Here is an 18191-nt window from a genome sequence, read left to right on the forward strand (position 1 = left end):
GATTGGAACGGCGGCCTCGACGGCAACGTCGAGGCGACGCAACAGATGTTTTCGGCGTGCTCGTCGGCGATGTCGAAACGCATTGTCACGTAAGGAGAGGTGAAATGAGCAAGCAGGAAGTGAAAGTCGTCGACACGAACAAGATGCCTTGGGCGTTGCTCGATGTTCCCGAGCTGAACGCCACGATTCCGCAGAAACTCTGCGTCGTCGACGAAGATACCGGGATGTCGGTTGCGAAGATCTGCTACAAGGCGGGCTTCACGAACGTTTCCCACTGGCACAATTGTGCTCACGGGATGTACGTGCTTGACGGCATCCTCGTCACCAGCGCCGGATCCTTCGGCCCCGGCAGCTTCGTGTGGTTCCCGGAAGGGTCGACGATGTCGCATGGCGCCCAGGCCGACAACGACGTCACGTTCCTGTTCATCACGAACAAGCCCTTCGACATCCACTACACGCATCTTGAGGGCGACGCGCCCGGGAAGTAGGCGGTGTCCGGGCAGGGAGGCGTCCCCTTGCGGGAAGGGGACGCAAGGACGTCATGCCAGCAGATCGCGAATCGATTCCGCAGCGTATTCGTGCGAACGCATCCGCGCGACGGGATCGTAGATGCGGGAATCGATCATCAGTTCATCCGCACCGGTCCGGGACAGCAGTTCGCGAAGACCGCCCCCCACCGTTGCCTTGTCGCCGGCGACCGTGCAGGCCATCACCTGGTTCAGCACCTCGCGCTCGTGGTCGGGCAATCCCTGCACGTAGCCGTCGACCGGCTTTGGCAGCAGGCCCAGGCAACCCACGTGCAGGTCGAGCATCCAGCGCCGATGCGAACTGGCGAGGTAGTCGGCTTCCTCGTTCGTGTCGGCCGCGAAAACATTGACGCCAACGGTGACGTATGGCGACGCGAGGTGCGTGGAAGGACGAAAGTTCTTCCGATAATGGGCAATCGCGTCGAACAGGTGGCGCGGCGCAAAGTGCGACGCGAACGCATACGGCAAGCCGAGCTTCGCCGCGAGATCGGCGCCATGGAGGCTCGAGCCGAGAATCCAGACCGGAATGACATGCGGCTCGTGAACGGCGCGCGCAGGTTGCTTGCCGTCGTCGGCCAGATAGTCGATCACCTCCTGGACATCCAGCGCGAAATCACGTTCGGGTGCGCCGCGGCGCAGTGCCCGGACAGCTGCGCCCGCACTGCCGGGCGCGCGCCCGAAGCCGAGATCGATCCGTCCCGGATGGAGGCTGTCGAGCGTGCCGAAGTGCTCCGCTACTGCGAGCGGCGCGTGATTCGGCAGCATGATGCCGCCGGCGCCGACGCGGATCGACGTCGTGGCCGACGCGATCTCGCCGATGATCAGCGACGTCGCCGCCGATCCGATGCCCGGCATGTCGTGATGCTCGGCGATCCAGTAGCGCCGGTACCCATGCTTTTCGACGTGGCGTGCCAGTTGGCGCGACTCGTCGACGGCCTCGGCAAGGCGCTTGCCTTCGCCGATCATTACCAGATCCAATACGGATAACGCAGTCATTTTGTTCAGCGCGGGGTGTTTAAGGTAGTCACAGTGTGATTGATTCCCCGGCGGGGATATATACGCGCAGCAGACCGTCACCCGGTCTCGACGGGACCCAATTGACGATGCGTCATCGGCGTTCTGCCTGTTCGGCCGAACCACACCACGCGGTGCTCGACGATCAGCGCGCGGGGCCGCGTGCCATCGATGAAAATACGCCATCCCGGCGTATCCATGCGTGGTGCAATGCCGCGCACAGATGGGCCAGAACCGTGACGAACAGCAGGAAGGCCAGCCATACGTGCACGAGATGCAGGCTTGCATACGCGACGGGACTCGCCGGCAGGATCGCGGGCAGGTCGACGTTGCCGTAGAGCTTCACGGGGAAGTCGCCGGCCGACAACATCGCCCAGCCGATCAACGGCAGACCGATCATCAGCGCGTACAACAACAGGTGCGACATGTGCGCTGCTGCGACCTGCCATCGCGGCAGGTCGGTTGGCAACATCGGCGAGCGGCCCGACAGACGGTTTGCGATGCGTACCAGCGCCAGCGCGCCGATGGCGATCCCCAGCGGACGATGCAGATCCAGCAGCCATGGGCGCAACGACAGCGACGCGACCATCGCGACGCCGATGAAGAGCATGGCGACGATCAGTGCCGCCATGGACCAGTGCAGCAGGCGCGCGAGTCGGTTGAAGTGGGCGGGGCGGTTCATCGGCGAGCTTCCAGTCCGAGTGCATCGGATGCCTGGCCGCGGGCGATCTCGTGTTCGCGGCGATTGTAGGATTGCGAATAGACGGCGGACCGCGCCGCCAGGACCGGGTCGTCGGAGGGTTCGATGCCGCTCGGCAGCACGAGCGGGTCGTAGTTGACATCGCGGCACGCACCGGTTGCCTGTGGTGTGAGCCCGTCCAGTTCCAGTGTGCCGGCAACGATCTGGGTCCGACCTTCCGGCCACGGACGGGACGGATCGTCGACCGGATCGCCGGGCTGGGCCAGCGTGACCACCAGATCCCAACGGACGGGGCCGCGTGTCAGCCGGCGCTGGAATTCCTCGCTCAGGTAATCGTCATCGGCGTGCGCGCGCTGCTGCGCATCCATTGCAACGAAAGGCGCCTGCGGTCGCATGGACCAGCGCACGTCGCGGCGTGTCCCGTCGGCGGCTACGAAACGGAACGCATCGACGCTGTTGAATTGCGTGTTGGCCCAGCTGCTGGGCCACGGGGCCGATTTTGCCCAGGCGTCGAAGCGACGCGCCTCCGGGTGCGCTGCATAGAAGGCGCTCAATTTCGTCGGGTCCGGCTTGCCGGTCACCGGGTCGGGCGCCGCAGCGAGGCGCTGTTCGTAGAAGCCCAACGGGGTGGACACGGCGAAGAACGGAAAGCTGTTCATGGCCATGCGCCACTGCTGACCGTCGTCGGTCCGAAGCAGCAAGGCCAGGCTTCGCACGCGCTGAGCCGCGTCAGGTGCGTGCGGATCGGCCCCGGCAATCGAAAGGCGCCCGAGAACCGGTACGTCGGACTGCCGGAACACCCGGGCCGATGACAGCGACGCCGCCCCGGATGTCGGGCGGAAGCGGCCGGAGACGCACCCCCCTTTGCTGTGAGCGCGTCGGAAGCCCGCGTAGATCTTGCCGTTGGTCTGCTCCATGACATCGGTAAAACGCGCAGCCGTGACTCGATTGCCGATCCAGCCGGCGGACCACGCCCATGCCGCCGTCACGGACAGGCCGACTGCGGCGATGGCCACGATCGGCAGGACGATCCGCCGCGTGCCGGGGCGGGGTGGGCGGGATTCGAGCGGGTCTTGCATGTTGATCTCTTGATGATGTCGCGGGAGCGGCCATCGTCGCGAGCATGCGCTGCGACGATGACCGTGCGTGCCGTAGCCGATCCGGCGTCAAACCCGCTCGATGACGACGGCCAGTCCTTGACCCACGCCGATACACAGGCTCACGACCGCATACCGTCCGCCGCGCCGCTCGAGCTCGCGCGCCGCATTGAGCACGATTCGTGCGCCCGAAGCGCCCAACGGATGGCCGACCGCGATCGCGCCGCCATTCGGATTGACGCGCGGATCGTCGAATGCCACGTTCAGCAGCTTCAGGCAGCCGAGTACCTGTGCCGCGAACGCTTCGTTGATTTCGATGACATCCATATCCGCAAGCGTCAGGCCGGCCCGTTCCAGGGCCTTGGGAATGGCATGTGCCGGGCCGATTCCCATCACGCGCGGTTCGACGCCGGCCGCGGCGCCGGCCAGGATGCGCGCCATCGGCTTGATGCCGGCGGCTTCCCCGATCGCGCGGTTGCCGACGAGCAATGCGACCGCACCGTCGTTGACACCCGATGCGTTGCCGGCGGTCGTCACGCCGCCGGCTTGCAGCGGGCGCAACGACGCGAGCGTTTCCAGCGTGGTGTCGGCGCGCGGGTGTTCGTCGAGCTCGATCACTTTCGGCGGGGTTTTCTTGCCGGTCGGCACGGAAACCGGAAGGATCTCGCCGGCGAGGAACCCCGATGCCTGGGCCGCGGCGAACCTGGCCTGCGAAGCAGCCGCAAAGCGGTCGCTGTCCTCGCGCGTCAGCCCGAGGTCGCTCGCCACGTTGTCGGCGGTTTGCGGCATCGTGTCGCCGCCGAACTGACGTTCGATCAGGGGATTCGGAAAGCGTGCGCCGATGGCCGAATCGTAGACCTTGAACTCGCGGCCAAAGGCTGCCTCGCTCTTGGCAACGACAAACGGCGCGCGGCTCATGCTCTCGACGCCGCCCGTCACATACAGCGCGCCTTCTCCGGCCGTGATCGCCCGCGCCGTGTCGAGGACGGCGGCGAGGCCGCTCGCGCACAGGCGGTTGACGGTCTGGCCGGGCGTGCCTGGCGGCAAGCCTGACAGCAGGGCCGCGTGACGGGCCACGTTCCGGCTGTCCTCGCCGGCCTGGCATGCACAACCGAGCACGACGTCCTCGATCTGGTCAGCGCGAAACGGACTGTCTTCGACGACGCGGCGGATGACCGTCGCGACCAGATCATCGGGACGAACCGGGGCGAGCGCGCCGGCCACGCGTCCGAATGGTGTTCGAAGTCCGGCGTAGAGATAAGCATCAAGCATGGTCGACTCCTGATAAGGGCGCTGCAGTAACGGGGACCGGCACAAGGGCGGCTGTGACGTGCATGCGTCGCGTCGATGCATTCCCGGTCGACACGATGCGCATCGGTGTCCTGACGCAGCACTTCACGCGTCGAGCGGCCTGCAACAACTGCAGCTGATTCGCCAGGCTCGTCTGTCGGGGGGAGGCTTCGGTGCGGCGCGCTGCGCAAGCCGGGTGGCCGTGACGCCGCCCATGGTTGCCGCATTCTAGCGCATTCTTGTCTAAAACGACATGATCATGATGTGTATTCAAAGTGTACTCATGGAGTAGTCGGCAAATACATGCGTATTTCGCGAGGTCATTTCTGTCTTTGTGTAATGTACTTGACGTAAAAATGGTGGTTGGCTAACCTGTTTGCGTGGGTGGCGAGAGCGCCCTCGGGGCGTCATCCGGAATGGCGGGGCGTCGCGTCCATCCTTCATCGATTTCGTTTCATCTACGTCATGGAAGCCACCGAAAGCATCTTCTCGACGCTGAAAGTCGTCGACTTCGCAAGCTACGTCGCCGGACCGGCCGCCACAACCATCCTTTCCGATTTCGGGGCGACCGTCGTCAAGATCGAGCCGCCCGGCGCGGGAGACCCCTATCGCCATTTCTACAAGGCGCCACCCAATCCGGTGAGCGATTACAACTATCCGTGGCAACTGACCAATCGCAACAAGCAGAGCCTCGCACTGGACCTCAAGTCGCCGGATGCGCATGACGTCGTGGCGCGGCTGGTCAAGTGGGCCGATGTCGTCGTCGTGAATTTCCCGCCGAGTGTCAAGGAGAAGCTCGGCCTCACGTACGACGCGCTTTCGGGGTTGAACGAGCGGCTCGTCTACGCCGATATCACCGGGTATGGCGCGAACGGCCCGGAAGCGAACAAGCCCGGTTTCGACGTGACCGCATATTGGGCGCGCTCGGGGCTGATGGACGTCACGCGGGACGGTGACAGTCCGCCGGCCGTGCCCGTTCCCGGGATTGGCGATCATGCGACCGCATGCACGCTTTATTCGGCGATCGTGACGGGCCTGTATCGGCGCGAAAGGACCGGCAAGGGCAGTTACGTCACGACTTCGCTGATTGCCCAGGGCGCATGGGCCTCCGCAATGTGGATCGAGGGCGGGCTGAGCGGTGCCCGGTTCCAGCGCGCGCAGAGCCGCACGGCGCCGCAAAACGCGCTGCTCAATCCGTACCGGACGGCGGATGGCCGCTGGCTGCTGCTCATCCTGTTGCAGGACAAGGACTGGCAGGGACTCGTGAAGGCGATGCAGTTGCCGTCCCTGCTGACCGATGCACGATTCGCCGACAGCGACGCACGCGTGGAGAATGCCGGCGCCCTCGTCGCCATTCTGGACGAGGCGTTCGTTCAGTATCCGTTGGCTTACTGGAAGGCGCTCTTCGACGAATGTCGCGTCGTCTATGGCGTGGTGCAGAACGCGGAAGAGGTCGTTGGCGACATGCAGATGTACGCGAACGACATCTTTGTGCCGCTGGCGGAGCCGTGCGGCGGCGCAACCCACACGGTCAGCAGTCCGCTGCAGATTGCCGGGGTAACGAAAGTGGCGCCGCGCAGAGCACCCGACCTGGGCGAGCACAGCCGAAGCGTGCTGCAACAACTGGGCTATGACGACAGCGAGATCGAACGATTCATCGCTGGCCGGGTGGTTGCGCAGCGCGCGTTGTCCCGGTGACGGTCCGGCCGAGCCTGCCTTCTGCCGGCGTGTCGACGTGTACAAGCGATGGCGGCGGGCCGTTCACCGGTCCGGTGATTGCGGGCGTCTCGCGCCGCTTGTCGCGCTCGCGGCAATAGCCAGCGTTTCATCCGTCCCTTCTCATCCCGATCCCGATCCCGATGCATTGCGCTGCCGGTCCCGCGTTGACTGACGCGAACGGCGGAGGCATTGCCGCAGCCTTGGTGGCGTGCGTGTGCAACGCCATTGTGCTGACGGGCGCGGCATGTGCGCCGGCATTCCGTTCTCATCGTCTTGCCCTTCTTCCGAAGCCTCCGGCCTGACCGGGGAAACGACATATACATGTCATTAATGGTCAGGATTGTGCGGCGCACTACCCGGTAAACCCTACAAGAAGATAAAATACATATCAAGTACTTGACATATATGTGCGCGGTGGACGACCATGTAACCGTCGCTACCCACTGCTGCCAGGACCATGTCGACGTATCCAACCCTGCTGAAACCGATCCGCATCGGTCGTACGACGCTTCAGAACCGCATGGTGATGGGCGCGATGCATACGCGACTGGAAACGCTCGATCGGCCGCATGAGCGCTTGGCGGCCTTCTATGCCGCACGGGCGAAAGGCGAGGTGGGCCTGATCCTCACGGGCGGGTACTCGCCGGTACCGGAGGGCGTGATGGATCCGGGCGGGCCGCTGCTGAACAGTCCTGATCAGCTCGATGAGCATCGCCTGATCACGTCGGAAGTCCACAAGTCGGGCGGCCGCATCGTGCTGCAAATCCTGCACGCAGGCCGTTATGCGAAGGTCGCGGATTGCGTCGCGCCGTCGCCCGGCAAGGCGCGCATCAATGCGTTTGCGCCGCGCCCGCTCGGCAACCGGGAAGTTCGGGAGACGATCGAAAGCTTCGCCAGAACGGCAGCATTGGCCCGTGAAGCCGGATACGACGGCGTGGAGATCATGGGCTCCGAGGGCTACCTGATCAACGAATTCACGGCCCCCGTCACCAACCAGCGTGACGACGAATTCGGTGGTTCGTTCGAGGGGCGGATTCGTTTTCCTCTGGAGATCGTGAAGGCCGTGCGGTCCCGCGTCGGGCGGGATTTCATGGTGATCTACCGGATTTCCGCGATCGATCTGATGGAAGGCGGGATGGCTGCCCTCGAGGTTGCGGCATTCGCGCGCCGCATCGAACTCGCCGGCGCCGACATGATCAACACGGGCGTCGGCTGGCATGAGTCGTCGGTGCCGACCATTGCCGCGTCCGTTCCACGTGCCGCCTGGATCGAAGCGGTCCGCAACGTGAAGAAGGCGGTGTCGATTCCGGTGATGGCGTCGAACCGCATCAATACGCCTGACGTCGCCGAGGAGATCGTCGCGTCGGGTGCGGCCGATCTCGTCTCGATGGCGCGGCCATTGTTGGCCGACCCGGACTTCGCAAAGAAAACCCGGCTCGGGAAGGCCGACGAGATCAATACCTGTATCGCCTGCAATCAGGCGTGCCTCGACCGGATCTTCACCGACCGGACGGCAACCTGTCTCGTGAATCCGCGTGCCGGTCGCGAAATCGAGTTCGAGGACGACAAGTCTGCCGTACCGCGCCGCATTGCCGTGGTGGGCGGTGGCCCTGCCGGCATGGCGTTCGCGGTCAACGCCGCACGGCGCGGCCATCAGGTCACGCTGTACGAAGCGGCGCCCGAACTTGGTGGTCAGCTCAACCTGGCAAAGCGGGTCCCGGGCAAGAGCGAATTCCACGAGATGCTGCGCTACTTCAGGGTCTCGCTGGCGCGAACCGGGGTGACCGTACGGCTCGGGATGAAGGTCTCGACCGACGAGCTGTCCGGCGGGCGGTACGACGAAATCGTCCTGGCCACGGGCGTCGTGCCGCTACTGCCCGACATTCCGGGCATCGATCATCCGAAGGTGCTCAGCTATGTCGACGTACTCGCCGGGCGAGTCACGGTTGGCCGGCGAGTGGCGATCATCGGCGCAGGCGGGATCGGCTTCGACGTGGCCGAGTTTCTGGTCGGCAAGCACGACGAGTCGATCGACAAGGACGCGTTCCTGAATGCCTGGGGTGTCGATCCGACGATCACAAGCACAGGCGGCCTGATGCCACCTGTCCGGCATCCAGCCAGCCGGGTCGTGCACATGTTCCAGCGCAAACCGGAGACACTCGGCCGGAACCTGGGCAAATCGACCGGATGGATTCTCAAGGCGAAGCTGCGCAATGCGAATGTCGCAATGATTGCGGGGGCCAGCTACGTCGCGATCGACGACGACGGGCTGCATTACACGGTGGACGGTGAAGCGCGCGTGCTCGAGGTCGACAACGTGATCGTGTGCGCGGGGCAGCACGCGAACCGGACGCTTTACGACGCGCTGCGGTCGAGCGGAATCGAACCTCGCCTGATCGGCGGCGCGGACGTGGCAGCCGAACTGGATGCGCTACGCGCCATCGACCAGGCCACGCGGCTGGCAGTTTCTTTGTGACGAGACCAAGAGAGCGAGACATGGACAACAAGTTCAACGCGGGACTGGACAGGAATCCGGCGAATTACCAGGCGATGACGCCGATCCGGCTGCTGGATCGTGCGGCCGATGTGTTCCCGGATCGCACGGCCGTCATCCACAAGAACCGACGCTATACGTGGGGCGAATATGCGCAACGTTGCCGGAATCTCGCCCGCGGCCTGATTGGCGCCGGCATCCAGCGTGGCGACACGGTCTCGATCCTTGCGACGAACGTTCCTGCGATGCTCGAGGCGCAGTTCGGCGTGCCGATGTCGGGCGGTGTGCTCAACTGCATCAACATCCGGCTCGACGCCGCCGGCATCGCGTTCATCCTGCAGCATTCGGAAACGCGCGTGCTGTTCGTGGATCAGCCGCTCGCGGACGTTGCCCGGGACGCCATCGCACTGGCCGGCATGCACATCGACGTCATCGATATCCGCGACGACGATGTTCCCGATACGGTGCCTGTCGGCACGATCGAATACGAGGATTTTCTGGCGCAGGCCCCGGCCGATGCGCAGGTGCTGTATCCGGACGACGAGTGGGACGCGATTGCGCTGAACTATACGTCGGGCACGACCGGCAATCCGAAAGGCGTCGTGTATCACCATCGCGGCGCGTATCTGAACGCGCTCGGCACGGTGATCTATGCCGGTCTGAACATCGGAACCCCGGTGTATCTGTGGACCCTGCCGCTTTTTCACTGCAACGGGTGGTGCTACGCATGGGCGCTTGCGGCCGTCGCCGGCACGCACGTCTGCCTGCGCAGGGTCGTGGTGGACGACATCTACGATGCGCTCGAACGGCACGGCGTCACGCACTTCTGCGGCGCGCCCGCCGTCCTGAGTTCGCTGGTGGCAGGCAAGCCGGCTGGCTGGACGAAGCCTGCAGCGCCCATTTCCATCGTTTGCGCCGGCGCATCGCCGCCGGTGGGCGTGATCAGGCAGACGGAAGCGCTCGGCTTCAAGGTGATCCATGTGTACGGCATGACCGAGCAGCACGGGGTCAACACGGTGTGCGTCCCGCAGGACGCCTGGCGCGACCTGCCCCAGGACGAGCAACTTGCACGCATGGGGCGCCAGGGTGTCCGCACCGCCGTCGCGGGCGAGCTGATCGTCGCCGATTCGAAGACCTGCGAGCCGGTTCCGCGCGACGGCAAGACGATGGGCGAGGTCATGTATCGCGGCAATCTGGGCATGAAGGGGTATCTGAAGAATGCCGACGCGACCCGCGACACGTTCGCGGGCGGCTGGTACCGGACCGGCGACCTTGCGGTGATGCACACGGATGGTTACATCGAGATCAAGGACCGCCTGAAGGACATCATCATTTCCGGCGGCGAGAACGTGTCCTCGATCGAGGTCGAGGAAATTCTGTGTTCGCATCCGGCGGTGATCGGCGTCGCTGTCGTGGCCGTGCCCGACGAGAAGTGGGGCGAAGTGCCGTGCGCGATCATCGAATTGCATCCGGACCAGATCGGCCTGCTCACGCAGGACGACGTCATCCGGTTCTGCCGGACGAAGCTCCCCGGCTTCAAGACGCCGAAGCACGTGATTTTCGAGCCAATCGTCAGGACTGCTACCGGGAAGATCCAGAAGTTCGCGCTTCGCAAGCACGCTGAGGAAGTCATCGCTGCACGCCGCGCGTGAAGCGCAAAGGCGCGCCATGCGCGGCTCGATTCATCACCAAATGGTCAAGGAATTGAACATGCATCTCAATCAGCAGCAATTGTCATGGCAGGCGGAGGCACGGTCTTTTGCCGAACGGGAAATCGCGCCGCTCAGCAGCGAGATGGACACGACAGACGTTTTTCCGGCGGACCTCTTCGAGAAGATCGGCAACAACGATTACCTCGGCTTGTCCCTGCCGGCCGAATACGGTGGAAAGGGTGCGGACATGGTGTCGGCCGCGTTTGCACTCGTCGAGATCTCGAAGGCCAATGCAAGTGTCGGGTTCACGCTCGATGCACATTGGCTGTCTGCCGAGACGATTCTCCATTTTGGTACGGAGGAGCAGAGGCGGAAGTATCTCCCGAGAGCGGCCAGGGACATGCTTTGTGCGTTCGCACTGACCGAGCCGTCCGGTGGTTCGGACGCCGCAAGCATCCAGACGACTGCCGTGAGGGACGGCGATGGCTACGTCCTGAATGGCACCAAGACCTGGTGCACCAATTCCGCGGTCGCGGGCCTCGTCATCGTGATGGCGAAAACCGATCCGTCCAACGGAGACAAAGGCATATCCGCCTTCCTCGTCGAGGCCGGCACGCCCGGATACACGGTAACGAGAAAGGAAAACAAGATGGGCCTGCGCGGAGGCTCCGTCTCATGCGAGCTCGCGTTCGAAAATTGCCGGGTTCACGAAAGCAATCGGCTCGGGAACGAGGGCGACGGGTTTCTGGTCGCGATGAAAGGCCTGGACATCGCGCGGATCTGCATCTCGGCGGTTGCGATCGGCACGGCCGAAGCCGCGTATCAGTACGCGAAGGCGCATGCGAAGCAGCGCAAGGCCTTCGGTGCACCGATCGCCAGTTTCCAGGGCGTGCAATTCAAGGTTGCCGACATGGCAATCGGCATCCAGGCTGCCCGGCTGCTGCTGCAACAGGTCGCCACCATGGCCGACAGCGGCATGAACCATCGGAAGGAGTCGGCCATGCTCAAGGTGTTCGCGTCCGACCTCGCGATGCAATCCGCTTCGGAGGCCGTTCAGATCTACGGCGGCAACGGCTACAGCAAGGACTATCCCGTCGAACAGCTGTTTCGCGACGCGAAGGTGCTCCAGATCGGCGAAGGCACCAACGAGGTGCTGCGGATGCTGATCGGCCGAATGGCCTTCGCCGAGTAACGACTATCAACCAAGGAGTATCGAAAATGCGTGGTCTCAAAGACAAAGTCGTCGTCATCACGGGCGCGGCCGGCGGTATCGGCAGGAGCCTCGTGCAACGCTTCTGCGAGGAAGGCGCTCACGTCGTGGGCCTGGACCTGAGTCAGGCCGGTCTCGACGAACTGCGCAAAGGGCTCGAGCAACATGCGGAGCGTCTCACGCTGCTTCCGCTCGACATCACCGACCACGCGGCCGTCGTGCGCACGATCCAGCAGGTTCATGGCGACCTGAAGCGGATCGACGCGCTCGTCAACAACGCAGGCTGGGACGTTGCGATGCCGTTCCTGGAGACGACCCCCGATTTCTGGAGCAAGGTCGTCTCGATCAACCTGATGGGGCCGCTGAATCTCCATCACGCGGTGCTGCCGATCATGGTCGAACAGGGCGGCGGCAAGATCGTCAACATCGCGTCGGATGCCGGCCGCGTCGGTTCGTCGGGCGAGTCGGTCTACTCGGCATGCAAGGGCGGCATCACGTCGTTCAGCAAGACCGTCGCGCGGGAATGCGCGCGCAAGAACGTGCGCGTGAACGTTGTCTGCCCGGGGCCGACCGATACGGCGCTCCTGCGTTCCTTCATGGGCGAAGGAGAGTTCGGGCAGAAGGTGTACGACGGGCTGCTGCGCGCGATCCCGCTCAAGCGTCTCGGCCAGCCGGCCGACATTCCCGGCATCGTCGCGTTCCTCACGAGCGACGACGCCGATTTCATCACCGGGCAGGTCATTTCTGTTTCCGGTGGCCTGACCATGCATGGGTGACACGAACATGACCAGCTATACCGATATCCTTTACGAAGTGAAAGCGGGTGTCGCCCGCATCACGATCAACCGCCCCGAGAAGTACAACGCGTTTCGCGGCAAAACTTGCGAGGAGCTCATCGATGCACTCCACCGTGCGGGCTGGGACAAGTCGATCGGCGTGATCGTCCTCACCGGGATCGGCGAGAAGGCGTTCTGCACGGGCGGTGATCAGTCGGCACATGACGGCGGCTACGATGGCCGCGGCCTGATCGGCCTGCCGGTCGAAGAACTGCAAGGCCTGATCCGGGAAGTGCCGAAGCCGGTGATAGCGCGCGTCAACGGCTACGCGATCGGCGGTGGCAATGTGCTGGTGACGTGCTGCGATCTGGCGATTGCAGCCGAGTCGGCGCAGTTCGGTCAGGTTGGCCCGAAAGTCGGTTCAGTCGATCCGGGTTTCGGCACCGCGTTCCTGGCGCGCGTCGTCGGCGAAAAGAAGGCTCGTGAAATCTGGTTCCTGTGCCGGCGCTATACCGCGCAGCAGGCGCTGGCGATGGGCCTCGTCAATGCGGTCGTGCCGACGTCCGAACTCGACGCCGAAGTCGACCGTTGGTGTCAGGAGATCATGCAGATGAGCCCGACGGCGATCGCCATTGCGAAGCGGTCGTTCAATGCCGACTCCGATTCGATCCGCGGCATCGGCGGCCTCGGGATGCAGGCCCTGGCCCTGTACTACGGCACGCCCGAATCGCACGAAGGCGTTGCCGCCTTCATGGAAAAGCGCAAGCCGCGCTTCCGCCCCGATCCGGACGAAGGTTCCGAAGCATGAGCGTCACACTTGAGCATCGTGGCGATGTCGCGATCATCACGCTCGACCGGCCGGAGGCGATGAACGCGCTGAACGCCGGCATGATCGAGCGCATCGGTACGCTGATCGACGAGGCTGCGGCCTCCGCGCCGCGTGCGCTGCTATTCGTGGGGGCGGGCGGCAAGGCGTTTTGCGCGGGCGCGGATATCAAGGAAATGCTCGATCGAAGCGTGAGCGCACATCGCACGGCTGCCCGGGCGGGGCAATGCACGTTCGCGAAGCTCGATCGGCTTCCCTTTCCATCGCTCGCCGTCATTCAGGGCGTGGCGCTGGGGGGCGGGCTGGAACTGGCGATGGCCTGCACGTTCCGGATCGCGGCGGCCGGTGCCCGGTTCGGCCTGCCGGAAATCAAGCTGGGCCTGATTCCGGGCTACGGCGGCACGCAGCGCCTGCCTGCGCTGGTCGGCAAACCGCGCGCGCTCGAGATGATCGCGAGCGGCCGGCTGATCGGCACGGATGAGGCTGAACGTATCGGCCTGATCAATCAGGTGGTCGAAGCAGGCGATCCTGTCGAGTCGGGCCTGCGTTTCCTCGATGGGCTGGGCAATCGTTTCCCGGCTTCGCTGAGTCTGGCCAGAACGGCAGTGGAAAAGGCGCTCGCGGTCTCGCTCGAGGACGGGTTGCGGCTCGAAGCCGACCTGTTTGTCGCGGCGACCCAGACGGCAGACGCAAGCGAAGGGATGCGCGCATTTCTCGAGAAGCGCAAACCGGCCTTCAGCGGCAGTTGATGTGCGGTACGAGCCGCGCGTGTTGCGCCGGCTTTATCGGGCGGTCCCGGTGCATTCCGGGTGCCGCCCGGCAGCCCCCGTTCTGTTGACGGCGGGACATTGTCGAGCCCGTCGCGCATGACATTCAGACGAGGCAAGGGCATGCCGGCTCGATGGCCCGCATGCATCGCCGGCACGGCGCGCGGATGACCTCGTTCTCAGGAGACAATCGATGAACCCATACCTACCCCCGATTCGGGACATCCAGTTCGCGTTGCAGGAACTTGCCGGTCTGCGCGACGTTATTGCGCTGCCGGGATACGGCGAAGCGACGCCCGACGTCGTGCATGCCGTTCTGGAGGAAGCCGGTGCGTTCGCCGCCGAGGTGATCTCGCCGATCAATCGCACGGGCGATATCGAAGGGGCGCGTCTCGAGAGCGACCATCCCAGGATGCCGGCGGGGTGGAAAGACGCGTATGCGCAGTTCGTCCGCGGTGGATGGAATGCGCTGTCGGTTCCTGCTGCGCTCGGCGGACAGAATCTTCCGCGCGTCGTGGCCGCCGCCGTGGACGAGATGTGGAACGGCGCCAGTGTCGCATTCGCTTTGCTGCCGATGCTCACGCGAGGGGCGATCAACGTACTGGAGCATGCCGGATCGGCGCAATTGAAAGCGATGTTCCTGCCGCGCATGGTCACCGGCGAATGGACCGGTACGATGGTCCTCACCGAACCCCAGGCCGGTTCCGACCTGTCGGCCGTTCGCACTGCCGCGAGGCCCGCCGGAGACGGGACGTATCGGCTGTCGGGCACCAAGATCTTCATCACGTACGGGGATCACGATCTCGCCGAGAATGTCGTGCATCTGGTGCTGGCCCGGGTGGACGGCGCGCCGTCCGGCACCCGGGGGATCTCGCTGTTCGCCGTGCCGAAGCGCCTGGTGAACGAGGATGGCACCTTGGGCGCATACAACGACGTGAAATGCGTGTCGCTGGAGCGCAAGCTGGGTCTTCATGCGACGCCAACCTGCGTCCTCGCGTTTGGCGACGAGGCGGGCGCGGTCGCTTACCTGGTCGGCGAGGAGAATCACGGGCTCGAGACCATGTTCATCATGATGAACGGTGCGCGGTTTGCGGTCGGTCTGGAAGGCATCGGCCTCGGCGAGCGCGCATACCAGCTGGCGCGCGATTATGCGCGGCAGCGCGTGCAGGGCGTCGAGGCCGGGACCGGCTCCGGCGTCAAGGTGCCGATCATCCGGCACCCGGACGTTCGCCGCATGCTGATGAGCATGAAGGCGCGCGTCGAGGCGATGCGGGCATTGGGGCTCGTGATCGCGGCGAGCATGGACAACGCGGAAATGCACCCGGATCCGGCGGAGCGGACCACGCATCAGGCGTTCGTCGATCTGATGATGCCGATCGCAAAGGGCTGGTTCACCGAGGCGGGGTTGAATATCGCGTCGATGGGCATTCAGGTCCACGGCGGCACCGGCTTCATTGAAGAGACGGGAGCCGCGCAGTTTTTGCGGGATGCGCGAATCACGACGATCTACGAAGGCACGACCGGAATCCAGGCAATGGACCTCGTCGGCCGGAAGATCGGCCGGGACGGTGCCGTGACGATCCGGGCGCTGATCCGCTCCATGCAGGATGCGCAAGCCGAGCTGGAAAAGTCGGATCATGCCGATCTTCAGGCGATCGGCGCGCAACTTGGTCGAGGCATCGGCGATATGTCGGCTGCCGTGGACTTTCTGGTCGGGACTTACGCGGAAACGCCCGAACGTGCGCTTGCGGGCTCCGCGCCGTTTCTCGACCTCCTCGGCACGGTGGCATGCGGATGGCAGATGGGGCGGGCGGCGGTGGCCGCGCATCGACTGCTGCAGGTCGGCTCCGCCGATTCGGCGTTCCTCGAAAGCAAGATCATGACCAGTCGCTTCTACGCCGAGCATGTGTTGCCGCTCGCGACATCGTTGAGCCATACGGTCGTTCACGGCGCCGAGGCCACGCTGGCGATGGCCGACGACGCATTCTGACGCCGCCTTCGCGGCGTTCACGCGATTTCGGCGTTCATGTCTGTCCGTGTTGCGTGCGCGTCGCCAGCCTGATAGCGGCGGCGCGCGCGGCCGAGTCGTCAATGGACGACTCGGCGCCATAAAAGGTGTCGTTGTCGAATCAGATCGGCAGCGACGATGTGAGCTTGATCTGCTGAATCGGAATCTCCGTTTTCACGCTCTGCACCCCCTTGATTCGCGTCAGGTGGTCGATCTGGAGCTGACGGTATGCATCCAGATCGGCTGCCACGACGCGCAGCAGGAAATCGCAATCCCCCGCCATCAGGTGGCATTCAACGATTTGTGGAAGCTTCTGGATCTCGGTCGTGAAGTGGTTGACCGTTCTGGAATCCTGACTGGTCAGCCAGATGCGGACAAAGACCGTGAGGCCCGCGCCGACCTTCCGGGCATCGAGCAGCGCGACATAGCGCTCGATGACGCCGGACTCTTCCAGTATGCGTACGCGTCGCAAGCATGGCGACGGCGACAGCCCCACCTTTTCGGCCAGCTCCACGTTCTGAATGCGCCCGTCCTCCTGGAGCGTCCGAAGGATGCTGCGATCGATTTCGTCTAGATTTTCCATGGTCGTAGGTCTCGTGATTTTATGTTGGCATTCAGTGCCACACAAAATAGAAATGGTGTAGATGTGATGCCAAGTTGAGAGAATAGGAAGGCATAAACGCAACCAAACGCTATTTTATTTGGTATAGAGTATCACTTTCAATAAGTGGCGGGGCGATCCCGTTGCAAACGAAGGAGCGGACAGAAATGAGCACCACCGGCATGCAGACATTCCAATTCGAGCGCAATCCCGATCCGGTCGAGGCGAGCCGGCGCGAAGCACTGCTGGAGAATCCCGGCTTCGGGCGGGTGTTCACCGACCACATGGCGACGATCCGGTATTCGGAGGATCGCGGTTGGCACGATGCCAATATTGGTCCGCGCGGGCCGTTCAGCCTGGATCCGGCAACGCTGGTGCTTCACTACGCGCAGGAAATCTTCGAAGGCATGAAGGCCTATCGTCTGCCTGACGGCGGTGCCACGCTGTTCCGCCCGGACGCGAACGCACGACGTTTTCGCAATTCCGCCGAGCGGCTCGCGATGCCGCTGCTGCCCGAGAAGCTGTTCGTCGACTCAGTGCGCGAACTGGTGCGTATCGACAGGGACTGGATCCCGTCGGCCGAAGGGTCTGCGCTTTATCTCCGCCCGTTCATGATCGCGACCGAAGCCGTGTTGGGAATGAAGCCGTCGCCCGAGTACCTGTACTGCGTCGTGGCGACGCCGGTCGGCGGATACTTCAAGGGCGGCGCATCGGCCGTGACGCTCTGGGTGTCGGAAAACTACACGCGTGCTGCGCCCGGCGGCACCGGCGATGCGAAATGCGGCGGCAACTATGCGGCGAGTCTCGCGGCCCAGGCGGAAGCGCTCCGCGAGGGTTGCGATCAGGTCGTGTTCCTCGACGCAGTCGAGCGGCGCTGGGTCGAAGAGCTCGGCGGCATGAACGTGTTCTTCGTCTTCGAAGACGGTTCGATCCAGACGCCTCCGCTGACCGGCACGATCCTGCCGGGCATTACGCGCGCCTCGCTGATTACGCTCGCTCGCGATCTCGGAATCACCGTGCGCGAGGAGCCGTATGCGATCGACCAATGGCAGGCCGACGCGAAGAGCGGGCGCCTCGTGGAGGCGTTTGCGTGCGGAACGGCGGCAGTCGTCACGTCGATCGGCAAGGTGAAAGGGCGCAACCACGAATTCACGATCGGCGACGGGAATGGCGGCCCGGTCACCGCGCGCCTCAAGACGGCATTGCTCGATATTCAGAACGGGCGCGCGCCGGATCACCATGGCTGGCTGGATCGCGTGTTCTGAACGACATCGCGCAACAACTGCGCGGCAAGCAAGGAGCGTCAAGACGATGTCCGAATGACGGTTGGCGGGTTCGTCTGCGTGCGCGTAGACGCTCGTCATCCCGTCGCACTTTTTTCCAATTCGAGTCTTCCATGAAGCAATCTTTCTCTTTCTCTCCCATTGCCGTTGCGACCGTGCTGGCCATTTTCGGCTCGACCGCGCAAGCGGAAACCGTGAAGATCGCCATCGCCGGGCCGATGAGCGGC

15 protein-coding genes are annotated in these 18191 nt (G+C 64.1%); 10 read left to right on the forward strand and 5 right to left on the reverse strand.

Translation table 11 applies throughout. The features are described from left to right. The first annotated feature begins 104 nt into the window (after positions 1-104). Positions 105-488, forward strand: a complete 384-nt coding sequence (locus tag ACV229_RS39215) for a cupin domain-containing protein (RefSeq protein ID WP_448088418.1) — start codon at positions 105-107, stop codon at positions 486-488. A 51-nt stretch (positions 489-539) separates the two neighbouring features. On the opposite strand, the gene ACV229_RS39220 is transcribed toward ACV229_RS39215, so the two are convergent. The 4 genes from ACV229_RS39220 to ACV229_RS39235 form a co-directional block, all read right to left on the reverse strand. Beyond that, on the reverse strand, positions 540-1523 hold the full coding sequence (locus ACV229_RS39220) for an LLM class flavin-dependent oxidoreductase (protein WP_448088432.1): 984 nt from the start codon (positions 1521-1523) through the stop codon (positions 540-542). Between the two features lie 163 nt (positions 1524-1686). Continuing rightward, the gene (locus tag ACV229_RS39225; RefSeq protein ID WP_448088419.1) at positions 1687-2172 is read right to left on the reverse strand and encodes a cytochrome b; all 486 of its coding nucleotides are present in this window, start codon (positions 2170-2172) and stop codon (positions 1687-1689) included. A 47-nt stretch (positions 2173-2219) separates the two neighbouring features. After that, positions 2220-3320: a catalase family peroxidase gene (locus tag ACV229_RS39230; RefSeq protein WP_448088420.1), complete on the reverse strand. Its 1101-nt coding sequence runs from the start codon at positions 3318-3320 to the stop codon at positions 2220-2222. A gap of 87 nt (positions 3321-3407) precedes the next feature. Beyond that, positions 3408-4610 (reverse strand): 3-oxoadipyl-CoA thiolase, encoded by a 1203-nt coding sequence (locus ACV229_RS39235; RefSeq protein ID WP_448088433.1) that lies wholly within the window; start codon positions 4608-4610, stop codon positions 3408-3410. 483 nt (positions 4611-5093) lie between these two features. On the opposite strand from ACV229_RS39235, the gene ACV229_RS39240 reads away from it, so the two are divergent. From ACV229_RS39240 to ACV229_RS39275, 8 genes are all read left to right on the forward strand, one after another. Further along, positions 5094-6326 carry a CaiB/BaiF CoA transferase family protein gene (locus ACV229_RS39240; RefSeq protein ID WP_448088421.1) on the forward strand — a complete coding sequence of 411 codons (1233 nt, stop codon included), beginning with the start codon at positions 5094-5096 and terminating at the stop codon, positions 6324-6326. Positions 6327-6804: 478 nt separating this feature from the next. Then, positions 6805-8823, forward strand: a complete 2019-nt coding sequence (locus ACV229_RS39245) for an oxidoreductase (RefSeq protein WP_448088422.1) — start codon at positions 6805-6807, stop codon at positions 8821-8823. A gap of 20 nt (positions 8824-8843) precedes the next feature. Further along, a complete protein-coding gene (locus ACV229_RS39250; protein ID WP_448088423.1) occupies positions 8844-10493 on the forward strand; it encodes an AMP-binding protein in 1650 nt (549 codons plus the stop codon). 58 nt (positions 10494-10551) lie between these two features. Beyond that, complete coding sequence (locus tag ACV229_RS39255; protein ID WP_448088424.1) at positions 10552-11685, forward strand: acyl-CoA dehydrogenase family protein; 1134 nt, start codon at positions 10552-10554, stop codon at positions 11683-11685. Between the two features lie 26 nt (positions 11686-11711). Further along, entirely contained in the window at positions 11712-12479 is a 768-nt protein-coding gene (locus ACV229_RS39260; RefSeq protein ID WP_448088425.1) for an SDR family oxidoreductase, read from the forward strand. A gap of 7 nt (positions 12480-12486) precedes the next feature. Then, positions 12487-13287: an enoyl-CoA hydratase-related protein gene (locus tag ACV229_RS39265; RefSeq protein ID WP_448088426.1), complete on the forward strand. Its 801-nt coding sequence runs from the start codon at positions 12487-12489 to the stop codon at positions 13285-13287. Next, on the forward strand, positions 13284-14054 hold the full coding sequence (locus ACV229_RS39270; protein ID WP_448088427.1) for an enoyl-CoA hydratase/isomerase family protein: 771 nt from the start codon (positions 13284-13286) through the stop codon (positions 14052-14054). Before ACV229_RS39265 ends, ACV229_RS39270 begins: the two co-directional genes overlap by 4 nt. Positions 14055-14265: 211 nt before the next feature. Then, on the forward strand, positions 14266-16062 hold the full coding sequence (locus tag ACV229_RS39275) for an acyl-CoA dehydrogenase (protein WP_448088428.1): 1797 nt from the start codon (positions 14266-14268) through the stop codon (positions 16060-16062). Positions 16063-16201: 139 nt separating this feature from the next. Here the strand turns inward: ACV229_RS39275 and ACV229_RS39280 are convergent, their stop codons facing one another. Beyond that, a complete protein-coding gene (locus tag ACV229_RS39280; protein WP_448088429.1) occupies positions 16202-16663 on the reverse strand; it encodes an Lrp/AsnC family transcriptional regulator in 462 nt (153 codons plus the stop codon). Positions 16664-16848: 185 nt separating this feature from the next. On the opposite strand from ACV229_RS39280, the gene ACV229_RS39285 reads away from it, so the two are divergent. Further along, positions 16849-17946: a branched-chain amino acid aminotransferase gene (locus ACV229_RS39285; protein ID WP_448088430.1), complete on the forward strand. Its 1098-nt coding sequence runs from the start codon at positions 16849-16851 to the stop codon at positions 17944-17946. Positions 17947-18191: the final 245 nt, after the last annotated feature.

It is taken from the genome of Burkholderia sp. MR1-5-21, from assembly GCF_053427715.1.

Coding starts and splice junctions, on each gene's coding strand:
- ACV229_RS39245 (WP_448088422.1), top strand. CDS start 6,805: ATGTCGACGTATCCAACCCTGCTGAAACCGATCCGCATCGGTCGTACG.
- ACV229_RS39220 (WP_448088432.1), bottom strand. CDS start 1,523: ATGACTGCGTTATCCGTATTGGATCTGGTAATGATCGGCGAAGGCAAG.
- ACV229_RS39275 (WP_448088428.1), top strand. CDS start 14,266: ATGAACCCATACCTACCCCCGATTCGGGACATCCAGTTCGCGTTGCAG.
- ACV229_RS39255 (WP_448088424.1), top strand. CDS start 10,552: ATGCATCTCAATCAGCAGCAATTGTCATGGCAGGCGGAGGCACGGTCT.
- ACV229_RS39240 (WP_448088421.1), top strand. CDS start 5,094: ATGGAAGCCACCGAAAGCATCTTCTCGACGCTGAAAGTCGTCGACTTC.
- ACV229_RS39225 (WP_448088419.1), bottom strand. CDS start 2,172: ATGGCGGCACTGATCGTCGCCATGCTCTTCATCGGCGTCGCGATGGTC.
- ACV229_RS39285 (WP_448088430.1), top strand. CDS start 16,849: ATGAGCACCACCGGCATGCAGACATTCCAATTCGAGCGCAATCCCGAT.
- ACV229_RS39270 (WP_448088427.1), top strand. CDS start 13,284: ATGAGCGTCACACTTGAGCATCGTGGCGATGTCGCGATCATCACGCTC.
- ACV229_RS39235 (WP_448088433.1), bottom strand. CDS start 4,610: ATGCTTGATGCTTATCTCTACGCCGGACTTCGAACACCATTCGGACGC.
- ACV229_RS39265 (WP_448088426.1), top strand. CDS start 12,487: ATGACCAGCTATACCGATATCCTTTACGAAGTGAAAGCGGGTGTCGCC.
- ACV229_RS39280 (WP_448088429.1), bottom strand. CDS start 16,663: ATGGAAAATCTAGACGAAATCGATCGCAGCATCCTTCGGACGCTCCAG.
- ACV229_RS39250 (WP_448088423.1), top strand. CDS start 8,844: ATGGACAACAAGTTCAACGCGGGACTGGACAGGAATCCGGCGAATTAC.
- ACV229_RS39230 (WP_448088420.1), bottom strand. CDS start 3,320: ATGCAAGACCCGCTCGAATCCCGCCCACCCCGCCCCGGCACGCGGCGG.
- ACV229_RS39260 (WP_448088425.1), top strand. CDS start 11,712: ATGCGTGGTCTCAAAGACAAAGTCGTCGTCATCACGGGCGCGGCCGGC.
- ACV229_RS39215 (WP_448088418.1), top strand. CDS start 105: ATGAGCAAGCAGGAAGTGAAAGTCGTCGACACGAACAAGATGCCTTGG.